The organism is Myxococcales bacterium (genome assembly GCA_016703425.1).
Lineage (GTDB): Bacteria > Myxococcota_A > Polyangia > Polyangiales > Polyangiaceae > JADJCA01.
In genome coordinates, this window is sequence record JADJCA010000008.1 from 165589 (window position 1) to 181333 (window position 15745).

Below are 15745 nucleotides of genomic sequence, written 5' to 3' on the forward strand. Positions count from 1 at the left end.
GCTTGTCCCCGAGCCCTTGACGACTCAAGAGCGAGCCGCTCCCATGGCGCCCCATGAACGACCTTCAAATGGAAACGCTTCGACCCGGCTCCGGCGCTGAAGCGAAACAGGGCGACAACGTCACCGTGCACTACGTCGGCACGCTTACCGACGGCTCGAAGTTCGATAGCTCCCGCGATCGCGGCAAGGGCTTCTCGTTCCCGCTGGGCGGTGGTCGCGTGATCAAAGGTTGGGACCAAGGTGTCGCGGGCATGAAGATCGGCGAGCTGCGAAAGCTCACGATTCCGCCGCATCTCGCCTATGGCGACCGCGGCTTTCCGCCGGTCATCCCGCCGGGCTCCACGCTCGTCTTCGAAGTCGAGCTGCTCAGCGTCGGATGAGCGCTCGGAATGCCTTCGTGGCGTTGCTCGCGGCAGTCTCGTTGTCGCTCGCTTTGGCTTGTTCGAGCAGCAGCGAGACCGGCGGAGGGTCTGACGCAGGCGCCACGTCGAGCGACGGCGCGAAGGAAGGGAGCGCGAAGCTGCCGAGCTGCGTCGATCTCGCCGGCTACCAATGCCAGGTGAAGGGGTGCCTCGGCGGCTTCATCGAAGCCATCGGGTACGACTGCGGCAATTCAGGCGGAAGCTGCTGCGAGCGACTCGCGGCGGGTCTCGATGCCGCCACGGCTGCTGACGCTCGCGACGCGGCGACGGAATGACGGAGGGCGCGGGCGGCGGCGACGACGCTCGCGCGTTCATCCTCGCGCACACGGCGAAGGCAAGAGCGCCGCTGGTCCCCGAGCTCATCTTGCACCTGGCGAGCGAGGCCACGCCCTTGTGGAAGGCAACGGAAGCGTGGCTCCACGACCGCGGCATCGAGCCGCCGTATTGGGCCTTCGCGTGGGCGGGCGGCCAAGCGCTCGCGCGGTACGTCCTCGATACGCCGGCGATGGTGGAAGGGCGCACCGTCGTCGACGTGGGCACCGGCAGCGGCCTCGTCGCCATCGCGGCGAAGCGCGCAGGGGCGGCCCGCGTGATTGCCCTCGACCGCGATCCCATGGCGCTCGTGGCCACGACCCTGAACGCGGAGGCAAACGACGAATCCGTCGAGACGCGGCTCGCCACGCACGCGCGAGACGTGGACGCCGACGTCATCCTGGCGGGCGACGTCTTCTACGACCGGCACGAGAGCCCGAAGCTCCTGGCCGACCTCACAGAGGCGGCGCGCCGCGGAGCGCTCGTCGTGGTCGGCTGTCCGGGTCGCGTGGCGTCGCCTTTGGCCGCAACGTTGCTCCGTGCCGTCGAGGTACCGGACTCGCTGGAGCTCGAAGGAAAAGAGAGCGTCGTGAGCCGTGTCATGCGCCTCTCGGCCTGATTGCCCCAGACGCACCTTTCCTGACATACGGGAACGGCCATGCATTGACGGGCGACGTCTCCGTCCCCAAGGATGGTGGACTTTCGAGGAGGCTTCCGATGCTCAAGCACGCTCTGATGGTTGCACTTTCGCTCGGCGTGGCCGGCTCCGCCGTGGGGTTTGGCGCGGCGACGACGACGGATCGCGTCGCCTGCGGCGAGGAAAAGAAGGGCGAACAGCCCAAACCCAAGCCGAAGCCGCCGGCGGCAACCAGCGTCGTCGCATGCGGCGAGGAGAAAAAGGAGCAGCAGCCCACGCCCAACCCGAAGCCGAAGCCCCCGTCGCAATCGGTTTGGCTCCTCGGCTGAGGCGGCGCCGCGTCGTCATGGAAGGCAACGCGGCAACCGGTGGCCTGCGATCGCGCGGAGCGTAGCCGGAGAATCGCGGGACAATTGGGGCCCGCACGCCGGGAATGGCCGTTGCAGTGACCCTCGCCATGGAGTCTGCCCGCCATGGAGTTTGAAGGTGCGACGGTCGAGGGTCACCGCGACGAGTACGGAATGAGGCAGGGTTGGTTCCGCTTCCTCAACGCCTCCGGCGAGCTGATCGGCACGGCGCACTTTCGAGACGACATCCTTCACGGGCAGGTCGTCACGCTCTATCGGGGCCTCTGCGTTGCCGAGCTCAACTACATCGACGGCCTTCCCCACGGCCCGTACCGACGCCGCGTTCACGAGGACGTCTACGATGTGCCGAAGGCCGCGTGGGAGGAGGGCTCCTTCTCGTGCGGCTTGGTCTCGGGAATTTTTCGCCTCCGCGACGAGTCCGGCAACGTGCTCTGTTCGCGCGACTTCGGCCTCACGCCCCGTGAAAACGACACGCTCCGCGCCTGCTTGAAGGGCGGACGCTTGTGGGGGCCGGCGGATTGGTTTGAACACGCGCGCGAGCTCTTCGCAAACGCTCGGCTCGGCGAGGGCCTCGCGGCCATGGCCCGCGGCGTCGGCGACGGCGGCGATCCGCGGACGTTGCGCGAGACCTTGAGGCGAGTCGCGGCTCCCGTAACGACCGCGGAAAGCATCCGCCGGGCCGCCGCCGTCGAAAAGAGCGGCTCGGCGCGCGCTCTCTTGGCGGCGCTCCTCCGCGGCGCCGAGCCCACAAGCGTGCTTCGCCGCCTCGCGGTGCTCTCGCGCGAAGAGGCGTCGGCCGCGTTTCTGGGCGCGTCGGTGGCGCTGCGCGAGTGGCCCCTTTCCCCCATCGTGTTTCGCGCCGTACGGGAGGCACGGCCCGGCGGTGACACGTCGATGGTGCTCGAAGACGCGAAGACGCTTGAGCTGACCCATCCGGACGAAGCAGCGGTCTTGCGCACACTCGTACGACGACTGCTCAACAAGGTCATCCCGCCAGCGAAGCACGAACCGGCGACGGTGCGCTCGCTAGCGCGAGGCGACGCGCCGACGTTGCGCCTCACCGACCCGCCGACGATCCGACGGCGCGCGTCGGCCGTCGCCGCGTCGGAGCTGTAGAGCGGAGCGACCGCACGGAAGCTCGCGCGTGCGAGCGCGCCTCGTCAATCGTCGTCGCCGGTGGCTCTCGCAGCGAAGAGTCCCATTTGCGAGTCACCGCCATGGCGCCTTCGGCGTGGCCGACGCGGCGGCGACTTGCCTTCGTCGACCTCGGGCTCCTCCTCGCGATGACCGCTCGCCACCTGGGCGGCGAAGAGCCCTTCGACGACGTGAATGTCGTTGGCGTCTTCCGGTCGCTTGTCATCGCGAATGCGGGCGATGCGCGGGAAGCGCAGGGCGAAGCCGCTCGGATGACGCTTCGAACGCTGCACGCCGTCGAAGGCAACCTCAAGGACGATGGAAGGCTTCACCTTGTGAAGGGCTCCGCGGCGCTCAACCGTGAGCGCCTCGATGCGCTCCGTGAGCGACACGATCTCCGCGTCGGTCAACCCGCTGTAGGCCTTTCCGACATCGACAAGCTCGCCGTCGCGCCAAACGCCGAAGGTGTAGTCGGAGAGCACAGCGGCGCGCCGACCGTGGCCTCGTTCGGCCGCCGTGACCACGACATCGAGCGTCGCGAAGGCGCGTTTGACCTTGCGCCAAGCGGCCCCGCGCCGCCCCGCTTCGTAGGGCGCATCGACGCGCTTGATGACCACACCCTCATGACCGCGGGCGCGCGCCGCATCGTACGCTTCGGATAGCGCTTCCTCGAAGGGCCGATCCGAAGACAGTTTGGTGAAGGGGAGCACGCTCGCCGCCACCGACGCGACGTCGCGAAGGCGTGCTTCGAGTCGCTCGCGGCGCGCTTGCCACGGCTCGGCGAGGAGGCTCTCGCCATCCATCAAGATGTCGAAGGCGAAGTAGCGCACGGGAACCTCGAGCACGAGGGACGCTTCCGGGGCCGTGCGACCGAGCCGCGGCTGAAGCGCCTGAAAGGGCCGCGGCCGCTGGTCGCCAGAGATCGCGAGCACCTCACCGTCGAGGACCATCGGACCGGCCGCGCCGCGAAACGCGGCCACGATCTCCGGGAACGAATGGGCTACATCTCCTTGCCCGCGGGCGAAGAGGCGAACCACGCCGCCTTCCGCATGAAGCTGCGCACGCACGCCATCGAGCTTGTCTTCCACGACGGTCAACGCCACGTCGACGGGCGCGGCAACGTCCTCCTCCGGCGAGGCCAACATGAACGCAATGGGGCTGAAGACGCGCGCGCGCGCTGCAGCGAGGGTGCCGCGAGCGGCCAGAATGGCCAACGCGCCAGGATCGGTCTCAACGGTCGACGCAGCGCGGACTTCGTCGAGGGAGGCATCGAAGGCTTTCGCGATGGCCTCTTCGAGGACACCGCCGCGGACGCCCACGCGCAGCTCACCGAGGAGGGCCTTGACGAAGTACCGGCTCTCGCGCGCCGTCGTTCGGGCAATGGCCACGGCGACGAGATCGGTCTTCGATTCGCGGGCTGGCGCGCGGGCCAAGGCCTCGGCGATCTCCGCGACGTCGCGCAGCGGCAAGCCGCGATGCCGCTCGGCCTCCGGCGGAAGGGTCCATTGGTCGGGCTCACCGCTTAGGCGGAGCTGACGCGCGTCGGGCACGTCGACGTGGTGCGCGGTGCGGCGCCGGGCTTCGTGCGTCTCGGCGCCCACGAGCTCCGCGACGGCGTCGCCGAGATCGCCGAGCTGACGGGCACGCGCCGCGATCCAGGCCTCGGGGACTCCGCGGACGAGGCTCGCGGCTTCGACGACGATCGAGCCTCCCACGCCGAGCGGACTGCCGTCCGATGGAGCGGTGAGGCGACCTGCGAGGATACGTGCGCAGACCGCGAGATCTCCCTCGCCGCGGGCGGCGGCCTCGGCGAGCGCTGTGGCGATGGCGGCGACCTTGTCGATGCGCGATCGCGTCGCCGAAGCCGTATCGAGGGCCCGTGTCAGGGAGCGCACAGGGGCAGCCTACTACCTCGCGCGGGGCGCCGGGCGGGGCGTCACGAGCAACCGAGAACACCAGCGGGGAAGGCCTATTTCCCGGCCGTTAACAGCGCGAGATTCCAAGGAAGGAGGCCGACACACCCTGCGTAGACTCCAGACGGGGGACACGAGCCCCCAATGCCCGAAGCCATGGACCTTGCGACCGGAATTCCCCAGTGGGTCAACGACGTGGCCGGAGCCGAGCCGCTCTCCGCCTATTTGCGCGCCCTCGGCCGCAACGCCACGACCGTTCGGGTTCCGGAGAAGACGTACGAAGACGACGCGCCCGCGTCGTCTTGGCGTGAGCGGCACCTCGTCGTGCTCTCGCACTCGCCCATCCACTTGGTGAGCCTCTACGCGGCTCGTGTAGGCCCGCGGACCGTCTCCTTGGCCCATCACTACGTCGTCCGCGTCGACAAGGACGCGACGACGGAGTCGACCTACGACACCAAGCTCGGCCAGTCGTTCAAGGGACTGTTCGTGCGCTCACGCACGCGCTTGTCGTTTGTTGGCGGTCGCCTCGCGCGGCAACTCCAGGCGGACGTCGGACTGCGCTCCGCGCTCATGAAGCACCTGCCCAAGGACGACGACGTTCACATCGTGCCCGATCTGCGACGGGGCCTTGTGCGTGTGGTGCACGTGCATCCTCTTGCCGCGCGGCGGCCCCTGATCCGTCCCGACGCGACGTCGTTCCATGAGCGCTTCCTCCCGGAGGGCCTCTTGACGGCCCTCGAACGCATCGCCCTTCATGTGCGTACGGTTGTGCCGGCGCGCGCTCCCGTCGCGGCGACCGGCACGTAGACCGACGTCGACCGCCCTCGGGATCGCGGCGTCGCAGCCGCACGGCTCGCTGTCCACCGAGGTGGACCCGCCTCGGTCCACCGTGAACCGCGGCTACGGCGCGCGGATGGCCGGCCCGTGACACCCCTCGCCGAAGCCGGCGAAATCCTGCGGCGAGACGCGCAGCGGCGAGAAAGTCGCCCGCACCGCCGCGTTGGCCGAGACTGTGCAGCGGCAGACTCGGGACGCGACAAGCGGACCATCCAAGGGAGAAGGCCAATGCGCACGGTGACGACGACGGCAATGGGCGTGATGTGTGTTCTTGTGCTCGCGGGTTGCCCCAAGGACAAGGAAGACCCCGTGACCTACGGCGAGGCGAAAGAAGCGCTCGAGCAGGCGAGCGCATCGTCGCAGGCGAGTGATCTCACGACGTCGTCCATCGAGTTGTCGACGAGCTTCACCATCGGGGGCGCCGTAAAGGACGCGGCCAATGAGCTTCGCACCTTCATCGGCACGCAACTGCCGTGCGCCGAGGTCACGCTCGTGGACGCCAAGCTCACCGTCAAATACGGCGCCAAACCTGGAGACTGCACGTATCGCGGTCACAAGTTCGCGGGCACGCACACCGTTGAGATCAAGCGCAACGACGACGGCGCGGTCAACGTGACCCACAACTGGACCGACTTCACCAACGGAGTGGTGAAGGTGAGCGGCAGCGCGAACGTCACCTGGAGCAAGACGGACGTCTCGCGACGCGTCGAGCACCAGCTCGACTGGACGCGCATCGCCGACGGTGCGCACGGCCAAGGCGGCGGCGATCGAACGCAGCGTCCGCTCGGCGGCGGCGTCGCCGAAGGCCTCAAGGTCGACGGGAGCCGCTATTGGGAAGGTCCGCGCGGGCGGTGGGACCTCGGCATCAGCGGCGTTGAAATGCGGTGGGCCGATCCGGTGCCGCAGGCGGGCACGTACACGCTCGCGACGCCCAACAAGAAGAGCCTGTCCTTGTCGTTCCAACGGCTCGACGACGCGCGCATCCAGGTGACGCTCGCGAGCGGCGAAAAGAGCTTCAAGTTCGTGGTGGCCAAGGCCGGCGCCATCAGCGACGCCTCGTGACAGTCGGTGCGAGCGGTCTGCAATTCGTGCGGTGTGCATGGGTAGGCACGCGCACCAACGTGGCGATTGCATTCGGCGCCAAGCCCCGCAAATTGCGGCACGCGAAGTGCACACGATGGTGGCCACCCGACGCCGCAACGCTCCTTCCACCGTGAGGTTTCGATGAGACGCTTGCTTGGACTCCTTGGCTCGGCGCGTAGCCGTTCGTCGGTCGTCATTCTTGTCGCGTCGGCGGGAGTCGGCGGCGCTTGCGGCGGCACCAACGCCGCCGACATCACGGGCGGCGACCCTCCCGCCGAAGGGACCGACGCGGGGCTCACGGACGGTGGGCTCGCAGAAGGTGGCAGCAGCGTCGACGGGAGCGGGAGCGCCGACTCGAGCGCCATCGACAGCGGCGGCGGCGATGGCGGCAGCGGCGACGGGGCGCCCGACGCGCTCTGTCCCGACGCCGACGGCGATGGCGTGACGACGTGCGGGGGCGATTGCAACGACGCCGACGCGACGAACTTCCCCGGAAACGGCGAGATTTGCGGCGACGCGAAGGACAACAACTGCAACGCGCAAGCAGACGAGGGCTGCGGCGGCCTCGGCACCTACGTGTCCATCGCCAAGGGCAACGACGCCAATCCGGGGACGCAGGCGCAGCCGGTCAAGACCATCGCCAAGGGCATCGCCCAAGCGAAGGCGATCGGTGGCGCGCAGACGGTGTTCGTGGCCGCGGGCACTTACAACGAGAGCGTCGACCTAAGTGAGGGCATCAGCCTCCACGGTGGCTACGCCTGCGCGCTCGCGAGCTGTCCGTGGACCCGCGACACGAAAGTGAACTTGACGACGATTCAGAGCCAGCGCCCCGAGGGCATCGTCGCGAACCAGACCATCACGAGCGCGACGGCGCTCGATGGTTTTGACGTCCGCGGAGAAGACCAGGGCGGAGGCGGCACCGCCGAGTCGCGCGGGATCACCTGCGCCGGCGGCACACCGACGATTCGCGGCAACTCGATCACCGGCGGCAGCGTCCCCGCAGGGGCCGCCAACCGCACCAGCGGCATCGTCGTCATCGCCCCGTCGAACGATCAGGCGACCGGCGTGGTGATCCAGAGAAACGTCATTCAGGGTGCACTCGTCACGACGGGCAGCTCGTTCGGAGTGCTCCTCGTTCGCCCCGGCGCGACGAACCCGGCCATCGCGCGCATCGCGAAAAACCAGGTCCGCGGAGGAATCGTCACCACAGCCGGCTACTCGGCGGGCGTGGTGCTGAGCGGGAGCGGAGCGAACACGGCGATCGTCGACAACGACATCGTCGCGGGAAGCGTGACCGGTACGGCGCGAACCTTCGGGATAAGGGCCCAGAGCCCCGCCACCATCGACAAGAACCGCATCAACGCCGACGCGACGCGTGGCAGCTGCGCGCAGGGCGCCCTCGCCTTCTGCGGTGGCGGCATCGAGACCGGCGGCACGCAGCTCGTCATCACGAACAACGTGGTCTTCGGCGTCAACGCCCTCGGGACCTCGGCTCTCCTCATCACCAACGCCGAGGCCGCCGCGTCGACCGACATCGTCGTCAACGGCAACTACCTCGACGGCGGCGGCACGAGCGTCGCGACCCCAAACTCGGCGAGCGCTGCCATCGCGCTGCGCATCGCCGGCGGCACCAACGCCGTCGTAGGGAAGATCCGCAACAACATCCTGATGGGAGGGCGCAACGAGAGCCGGTACGGCGTCTTCGAGGCGCACGTGCTGGGCAAGACGTGCCACCCGCAGGCGTTCGATCACAACGCCGTCTTCTTCGCGCTGGCGAGCGTCGCGGGCACGGACGTCGTGTACCACTCCGACGACGGAAGCGCGGGCAGCGGGGCCGACCTCACACTCGCGCAGCTTCAAGCGTCGGGCACGTCGATCGCCAACCCCACGCCGTCGGGCAACTTGAACCAAGACTGCGGCGCCACTCTCGACGGGCACCTCAACGCCGGCTCGGCCTGCGCGAACGCGGGCACGGCGACGGAAGCACCCGCCAAAGACATGGATGGCGAAGCGCGCCCGAAGGGTGCGACCCTCGACATCGGAGCCGACGAGGTGCAGTAGCTGGCGCGGCGGAGCGACCCTCGCGCGACTCTCATAGGTCGGCGCAGCGCTTCGCCCTTCCCGGGCGCCCGGGGCGCGTTCAGACTGTGCGAATGACGCTCGCTCAAGGGGATCGCATCGGCCTAGTGACCAGTGGCGGCGATGCGCCGGGCATGAACGCCGCGTTGCGCGGGGCGGCCCGCGTGGCCCTTGAGCTTGGCTTCGAGCCGGTGGGCATCGAGGAAGGCTACGAAGGGCTCCTCTCCGGGGCCGTCGTTCCGCTCGACCTCCGCGCCCTCGACGACGCCTCGCGACGCGGCGGCACGATGCTCGGCACCGCGCGCAGCAAGACCTTCCCGACGCCGGAAGGGCAAGCGCGCGCACGCGTCGTCATCGAAAACCAGCGCCTCGCGGGTCTCGTGATCATTGGCGGCAACGGCTCGCTCACGGGCGCGCGGTCCCTCGTGGGCGCGAACACCGCGAGCGGGCGGCCGTTGGTCGTCGCCGGCGTGCCCGCATCCATCGACAACGACCTCGCCTACTCGTCGATGTCGATCGGCGTCGATACGGCGATGAACACCATCGTCGAGGCCTGCGACCGCATTCTCGACACGGCGGCGGCTCATCGCCGAACGTTCCTTGTGGAGGTGATGGGCCGCGACTCGGGCTACCTCGCCATGACGGCGGGCGTGGCGGCGGGCGCCGACGCCGTCATTGTGCGGGAGATGGGCAAGGACGAAGACGGCATCGTCGAGCACGTCGTCCGGACAATGCGGCGGGCTTACGTCGGCAACGCTCACAAGAGGCGCGTCTTGGTCCTCAAAGCAGAGAACGTTGATCTCGACATCGCACGACTCAAAGAGCGTGTCGACGCGCGCATCAAAGGCGAGCTCAAGGATGTCGACACGCGCGTCACCGTGCTCGGTCACGTGGTGCGAGGCGGAACGCCGACGGCCTTCGACCGCTTGCTCGGTGCAAGGCTCGCGAACGCGGCGATCCGAGGTCTGGCGGCAGGCCAAACGGACTTCATGGCCGGCTGGCTCGGGCCTGGCGTACCGGGCACTCCAACGGCCTTTGATCCGTACGTGGTCCTCTCGCCGCTCGAGGAGGTGCTCCGCGAGACGGAGCGGATGATGCGCGGCGAGTCGGCCCTCGCGGCGTGGCGGAAGAAGATCTACCAAGAGGTGGAGTCGATCTTGAATCGGTAGCTAGGCCAGCGCGGGGGCGCGCCGAATCGAACCGCGTGGGGGGAGGAGCCCCGCCTCGACACTCCCATCAGCCACGCGCTCCGGCGCTGACCGTCGGAGCGCTCGCCAAGGCACGAGCCCATCGGCACTCTCACTTGCAACAGGCCACATGCCGAGAGACCCCGCCGCAGGGGAGCACGCCTGGCGCCGCACCGCTGCTCACGGCTGGATACGAGGGGAAATCGTTTCCGTTGTCGGTCGTGTCGCTGTCCAAGTGAGCGATCATCATGCCGCCGCCCGTCTCGATCCACTCTCCGTCGTAGGCGTCGTTGCCCGGGTAGCGCCAGTCGTCGCAGCGACCTCCTTTCGCGGGAGGGCCCGCGGCGCCTGGTGCCCCCCGCATCGGACGCGGCATCGACGACCTTGGTGACGCCATTGGGCGTCTCCACCGCAGTGCGGTGCATCCACAAGGTCCCGGTGATGTTGCGGAGCGCGATCAAGCTTCCGCAATTGTCGGACGCCTTCAGCTCTTCCCAACTGCAGACGTGCGCGCCTCCATACGTCGCGCTGCAGGTGGCGTCGCCGGCGGCGAGGCCAACGGGCCCGCTGCTCCCGGCGAGTCCGGACGCCCAGACGGGCCCCGTGGGCCCGATGAGGCCCACATAGCCGGCGGAGGCGCAGGCGTCCGGGCGTGGGCGCGGCGGCTCCTCGCTGTGCGGAGGACTGCGACAGACCCCCTGTGGCAAGTCGCAAACTTGGGGCGCGGAGCACTGGGAGTGACTGCCGCAGGGGCCGCAGCGTCCAGCGACGCAGGCCTGGCCGGCCGAGCACACCTCGTTCGAGAGACACCCCGCGCAGATCCCGTTTTGGCAGGCGGTTCCCGCGGCACACTGGCTGTTTTGGGTGCACGGCCCGCAGACGCCGGTCGCCGTTTCGCAGGTTGCTTTCGCCGGGTCCGTGCATTCGACACTGGAGAGGCAACCCATGCATTGGCCGCGTGCGCAACGTCGACCGTTGCAATCCTTGTCCGACGTGCAGCCACGCTCCAGACTTTCCCGCGGCTGAGCGGCAGTGTCATCGGCCACAGTGCGAAAGGCGCAGCTCGCGAGCACGAGGAGTCCAAGCCACGTGGAGAGGAGGGGGCGCGCGTTCAAGCCAAGGCAGCGTAGACGATGGGCTGCGCGGCGCCTCGCCGATCGGCAAGGGCGCTTCCCGAAAGGGAGAACCGGCGCGCTCAAACCCTACGTTGTCGGACCGTGACAACGGAACGTCGCCGGGACGCTCCAAGAAAGGCCTAGGCTCGCTCCACGCGCCGCCAGGATCGGTCGAGATGCGGCGCGATACCCCTTAGACTGACGCCATGGCTTCCGCGTCCTCACGACCGAGCGTCGCTGTTGCAGTGTGTCTCATGGCGTGTGCGGCTCCCGGAGGCGGCGTTCAACCGGTCCGCTCGCCTCCCGACGCGGAGAAGACCGCAAGACGGGACGACGACGCCGTCGGCGAGCCAAGGGTCAAGTCCGCGGTGGCGCCGGACGCCCCCGCCACGCGCGTCGCGCCGGCGGACGCAGGCGCTGCGGCCTTGGCGCCCCCCGTTGCGACGGGAGCCCCCGTCACGACAGAAGTACGAGGGCGCCTCGTCTGGCGAGAGCCTCGGTACCGTTTGCTCGTCAAAGGCGGCGCGAGTCCCGCAGGCCACGAGGTGGCGCTGGATCTATGGATCAGCGAAAACAAGGTCCTCGCGCGGCGCCTTGAGCAGCTTCGCGACAAAGACGTGATCATCACCGGTCCTGTCGTGCCGGTCCCGAAGGGAAGCGTCATCACCGCGGACGCCGACTACACGTCCGGCTTTCGCGACTTCGAGATCCGCGAAGCGAAGTAGCCCGAGAGCCGCGCGGCGGACTCCATCCGGGCGCATGCGGTTGTTTCCGGATGCTCCGGGGCGCGGGAGCCCGTGCCTCGGGGTGGCGCGACATTTGCGACGGCGACCCAATGCCGCGTCGGACGCCGCGGTGTGGCCTCGCGTGCGGCAAGACTATGTCGAGCGAGGCCGGAATCGGCATCGGAGGCCGCCGCGAATGAATGACGCTGAGGAAGGAAAACTCTACTCCCGGAGCCTGGATGTGCGGACGCTCCTCGAAACGGCGTCGGGGGACAAGGCGCGGCAACTGAAGGCCGAGCTCGCCGAACTCGAAAAGGGCATGGCGCAGTTCCGCGTTGCCAAGCTGGAGAAGCAGCGACAGGCTTTCCTGCGGAAGGGGGAGACCCGCGATGCGCTGTACATCGAGCAGCAGCAGGTCGAGATCCGCGTGCGAGCAGGGTTGCAGGACGCCAGCTCCGGCGAGCGCCGTAAGCGCGAGATCGACAGCGAGCGCGAAAAGGCGCTGTCGGATTCGCTGGAAGCGGACTGGAAGAAGAAACAGCAGGCGCGAGCCAACGAGCTGAGCGCGACCATCGCCAAGACGCCGTGGGTCGCGAATCCGAAGAACGCCGCCATTCGTCCCAACGGTTGCTCTACGTGCGCCAACTCGCAGGCGCGCCTGCAACAGTCGCTTGCTGACGAGAAGAGGAATGCGGCCCCCATGACGGTAGCCGCTTCACGCGCCGCCATTGGCGCGCGCTGGCCGAACTACGCGAAGAAGGACGCAAAGAACAACATCAACGTCGTGCCGCGCGCTCACGTGGAAGGTTTCTGCGGAGTCGGCGCTGGCGCTTGCGTTCGCTACGGCGAGGTGTTCCTGCCCACGGACGCCAGCGCCTGGACGGTGAACCACGAAACGTTGCACACGCTCGCGGCGGACCGCTGGAGCGACCGGATGCGCGGCCCCGTCGACGAAGCGGCCACGGAGTACCTAAACCGCCGAATGGGCTACTTCCCGCCGGCCGGTGGTGTCCAGACCAAGGCCTATGAGGGCGGCCAGCGGCTGGTCAGCGAATACATCGCGGCCAATCCGGCGCGCGAAGACGCCCTCGCTAAGGCCTACTTCAAAGGCGACTTCTCCGACCTCGAAAGACTTGATGACTACCGCGCGGCGCCGGGCAAGACGTCCTTCGAGACGCGCATGGCCGACTGGACGAGGCAACTCGAAAACAAGCTGCCCGACGGGAGCGTAACGGTCGACGACGAATACCTGCAGCAAAAGGCGAAGAAGGCGCCAGCCCGGGATCGAGCTCTTTGATTCACCGCGCGTGCCCTCATCGCGCGACGCGGTAGAGCGCGTCGTCGTCCCACCGCGAGAAGTAGACGTACTCGTCGTCGAGCGCGAAGACGTCGGTCGCGCCGTCGAACTCGGCGAGCGCGTAGGCGGCGCCATCGGTCTCGCGGTACGCCATGAGCGGGGTATCTCCATTGCCGCACGGCCGGAGCGGATACACGGCGCCCTTTCCGTCGGCTCGTAGCGAAGGCACCCAGCCGTGCCCCGCGAGGAGGATGCTCCCCGTTGAAGCGCTGGCGCCAGCGCGCGGCGTTCGCCACAGATTGAAGTTCGTCGAAGCGCACGTCACTGGGTTCGAGTAGCGGAAGGTCACTCCGTAGAATGCGACGCTCGTGGCCACGAACGCGCTGTCAAAGCCACCAGCCCCCGTGGCACCAACGAGATTGGCCGTCGTCGGCGCCGCTAGCTTGGTCTCGTAGATCTTGCCATCGTAGAGGCCGAAGACCGCGTCACCTTCGAACGAGAGGAAGTCCAAACGACGACGAACTGGATCGGTCGTCAGCGCGGGAAACTCGGCCAATGTGCCGGAGTGGGTTCGTAGCCAAGTGCCGCTCGGGTAGTTGGCCACGGCGAAGGCGACGTGAGTCGCGTTCGCGTTGAACGACTTGACGTCTTCGTAGGGCACGTCGCTGCTGATTCGTTCGTCGCTCCCCGCGTCGACGCCACCGATGGGCCGGCGATGGAGCGCACCTTCGCCAGCGCCGAGCAGGGCGAAGTAGATGTAGTCGCCCCCAACGCTCAGCTCGAGCGTATCGAAATGACCGTAGAGCTTCGGCCCGGGCACCGAGGTGGCGCTGCTCCCTGGGATCTTGCCGCTACGAAACAGCTCCGGCGCGCTGCTGGACTTGGGATAGTCGACCATGAAGAGCTGCGCACCAGCGACCGCAAGGGCAATGGGGCGATGGACCGTCGCGATCTTCTCCGGCTCGCACAAGCCGGCGGTGCACATGGCGCCGCGGCAATCGTGCCCCACCGCGCCGCAGTTCTTGGGGTCGCTCGCGAAGGCGGCGCCCGCATCAACCTCGGTGGTCTTGCCGGCGTCGGTCTTCCTTCCACCGTCGGGCTTGCGCGCCGAAGATGCGTCGGCGGCCTCTTCGTCGAAAGGCGCCGCATCGTGCGCACCTTCCCCCGGCACCGACGCGAGGTTCGCGCCGCCCCCAGTGCTACAGGCGACGACCAGAGTGCTCAGCGATCCCCAAAAGACCAGCGCGCGCATTAGGTCGAGTGGACGTTGCCGCGGGCGCGAACCATGCAAAGGCGTCGCGTTAGTCCCTTGAAGCCGTGCTTCGAACACGCAGGTCACGCACCGTCAATCAGCGCGGCACACGCCCCCGTGTTCCGACGCCAAAGTACCGGTTCATCTGACTGATGGGGACGCCGGGATAATACTGGCCGTCCGTGTGCTGCGTGCGGGGGTGAAGGGAACGTTCCTGCCCATGGGGCGTGTCCGCCGAGATGGAAGCCCCGTGCGGGTTCCTGAGCAGCACCATCGTCTCGCCGGTTTCGGGATGACGATAGTGCCCAGCCACTTCGTAGACGTGGTTGCCGTAGATGCTGTGTTGATCGTTCCAGTCGTAGGCCGCGTGGCTCGTCACCGTCGTCGGTTGCGACGGGTCGCGCTGGTAGTCGACGACCGCTTGCCGCGCGCTCGTATCGCGGGCTCCGAGGCCGAGATGGTCGAAGACCTGCGCCGAGTTGAGTCCCTCCTGGTACCCCGTTGAGGCCTCGAGGCCGCGCAGCGTCTCGTCTCCGTTAGCGCCCTGCCCTGGCGCAGGCTGCGGCGCACCTTCGAGTCCGCGGAGGTACTCCTGCCCCGCAGGTGTGCGCGCCGTCGCGTTCAGCGTCGCGATGACGCCGCAATTGCCGATGTCGTTTTGGTAGACGCGGGGCGGGCTAGCAGGGTCCTCGTGGTTGAGCGCCATGTCAGCGCGCGCGAGCGTCCGCTCTCGTTCCGTCGTGCCAGGACCGGCACCGCGGAGATCTTCAGGGGTGAACTGAACGGGCGCGGGAACCTCAGGCGTCGGGACCATGGCCCGGATGGCCGCTTCTGGATCGATCGGTGCGGCTGCCGGCGTCTCTCCCGATGACGCGCTTGGTGCTGCTGCCGCCGGCGCAGGCGTCTGCGGCTCTTCCGCCGCGTGAGGTTGGGCCTGCGCGCCCCAAGCTTCGTTCGCCGACTCCATCTCGTTCTGTGGCGCTTCCGTTGGCGATGCGCCCGCTGCCCCGGCCTCTGGCGTGGCCCAGGTGTCGTTCGCAGACTCCATTTCGTTCTGCCCCGAATACGCGGAGCTCTGCCCGCCCGGCGCCTCCCCGCCCGGTGCCTCGCCTCCGGGCGTCTCACCCCCAGGCGCACCGCCGCCCGCATCGAAGCTCTCGGCCGGTTCGGCGCTAGAGGCGTCGTAGCCGGCGGGCTCGTTGCTCGTGTCGGCGGGGGCGGCCGCGGCGTCTTCATCCTCGCCGCCGTGGACAAGGTCGAGCCACGAGACGTCTCGAAACAGGGAAGCAGGCGCGAAGGTCGGACGGCTGTGCATGCGTAACGAAGGAGCAAGGAGGATGCCCGTGGGGCGCGACGCCTCTTCGAAGGATCGCGGCGCAATGGC

General features: G+C 68.3%; 15 protein-coding genes. 11 read left to right on the forward strand and 4 right to left on the reverse strand.

What is annotated here, in order from left to right; genetic code table 11:
- Positions 1-53: 53 nt before the first annotated feature.
- From IPG50_15735 to IPG50_15755, 5 genes are all read left to right on the forward strand, one after another.
- Entirely contained in the window at positions 54-380 is a 327-nt protein-coding gene (locus IPG50_15735; GenBank protein MBK6693637.1) for an FKBP-type peptidyl-prolyl cis-trans isomerase, read from the forward strand.
- Positions 377-697, forward strand: coding sequence for a hypothetical protein (locus tag IPG50_15740; GenBank protein ID MBK6693638.1), 321 nt, complete (start codon positions 377-379; stop codon positions 695-697). Before IPG50_15735 ends, IPG50_15740 begins: the two co-directional genes overlap by 4 nt.
- Positions 694-1353 carry a methyltransferase gene (locus IPG50_15745; protein ID MBK6693639.1) on the forward strand — a complete coding sequence of 220 codons (660 nt, stop codon included), beginning with the start codon at positions 694-696 and terminating at the stop codon, positions 1351-1353. Before IPG50_15740 ends, IPG50_15745 begins: the two co-directional genes overlap by 4 nt.
- A gap of 98 nt (positions 1354-1451) precedes the next feature.
- Positions 1452-1700 (forward strand): hypothetical protein, encoded by a 249-nt coding sequence (locus IPG50_15750; protein MBK6693640.1) that lies wholly within the window; start codon positions 1452-1454, stop codon positions 1698-1700.
- A gap of 144 nt (positions 1701-1844) precedes the next feature.
- Positions 1845-2855, forward strand: coding sequence for a hypothetical protein (locus IPG50_15755; GenBank protein MBK6693641.1), 1011 nt, complete (start codon positions 1845-1847; stop codon positions 2853-2855).
- Between the two features lie 44 nt (positions 2856-2899).
- Here IPG50_15755 and IPG50_15760 read toward each other — a convergent pair whose 3' ends face one another.
- Positions 2900-4768 carry an ATP-dependent DNA ligase gene (locus tag IPG50_15760; GenBank protein MBK6693642.1) on the reverse strand — a complete coding sequence of 623 codons (1869 nt, stop codon included), beginning with the start codon at positions 4766-4768 and terminating at the stop codon, positions 2900-2902.
- Positions 4769-4942: 174 nt separating this feature from the next.
- Between IPG50_15760 and IPG50_15765 the strand changes: the two genes are divergently transcribed.
- The 4 genes from IPG50_15765 (at position 4943) to IPG50_15780 (ending at position 9954) form a co-directional block, all read left to right on the forward strand.
- Positions 4943-5593 carry a hypothetical protein gene (locus tag IPG50_15765; GenBank protein MBK6693643.1) on the forward strand — a complete coding sequence of 217 codons (651 nt, stop codon included), beginning with the start codon at positions 4943-4945 and terminating at the stop codon, positions 5591-5593.
- Positions 5594-5851: 258 nt separating this feature from the next.
- Entirely contained in the window at positions 5852-6685 is an 834-nt protein-coding gene (locus tag IPG50_15770; GenBank protein MBK6693644.1) for a hypothetical protein, read from the forward strand.
- 162 nt (positions 6686-6847) lie between these two features.
- A complete protein-coding gene (locus IPG50_15775; protein ID MBK6693645.1) occupies positions 6848-8767 on the forward strand; it encodes a DUF1565 domain-containing protein in 1920 nt (639 codons plus the stop codon).
- A 92-nt stretch (positions 8768-8859) separates the two neighbouring features.
- Entirely contained in the window at positions 8860-9954 is a 1095-nt protein-coding gene (locus IPG50_15780) for a 6-phosphofructokinase (protein MBK6693646.1), read from the forward strand.
- A 130-nt stretch (positions 9955-10084) separates the two neighbouring features.
- On the opposite strand, the gene IPG50_15785 is transcribed toward IPG50_15780, so the two are convergent.
- On the reverse strand, positions 10085-10348 hold the full coding sequence (locus IPG50_15785) for a hypothetical protein (GenBank protein MBK6693647.1): 264 nt from the start codon (positions 10346-10348) through the stop codon (positions 10085-10087).
- Positions 10349-11293: 945 nt separating this feature from the next.
- Between IPG50_15785 and IPG50_15790 the strand changes: the two genes are divergently transcribed.
- Positions 11294-11812: a hypothetical protein gene (locus tag IPG50_15790; GenBank protein ID MBK6693648.1), complete on the forward strand. Its 519-nt coding sequence runs from the start codon at positions 11294-11296 to the stop codon at positions 11810-11812.
- 196 nt (positions 11813-12008) lie between these two features.
- Positions 12009-13109, forward strand: a complete 1101-nt coding sequence (locus IPG50_15795) for a hypothetical protein (protein MBK6693649.1) — start codon at positions 12009-12011, stop codon at positions 13107-13109.
- A 16-nt stretch (positions 13110-13125) separates the two neighbouring features.
- Here the strand turns inward: IPG50_15795 and IPG50_15800 are convergent, their stop codons facing one another.
- Positions 13126-14361 carry a hypothetical protein gene (locus IPG50_15800; GenBank protein MBK6693650.1) on the reverse strand — a complete coding sequence of 412 codons (1236 nt, stop codon included), beginning with the start codon at positions 14359-14361 and terminating at the stop codon, positions 13126-13128.
- Positions 14362-14458: 97 nt separating this feature from the next.
- Entirely contained in the window at positions 14459-15676 is a 1218-nt protein-coding gene (locus IPG50_15805; GenBank protein ID MBK6693651.1) for a hypothetical protein, read from the reverse strand.
- Positions 15677-15745: the final 69 nt, after the last annotated feature.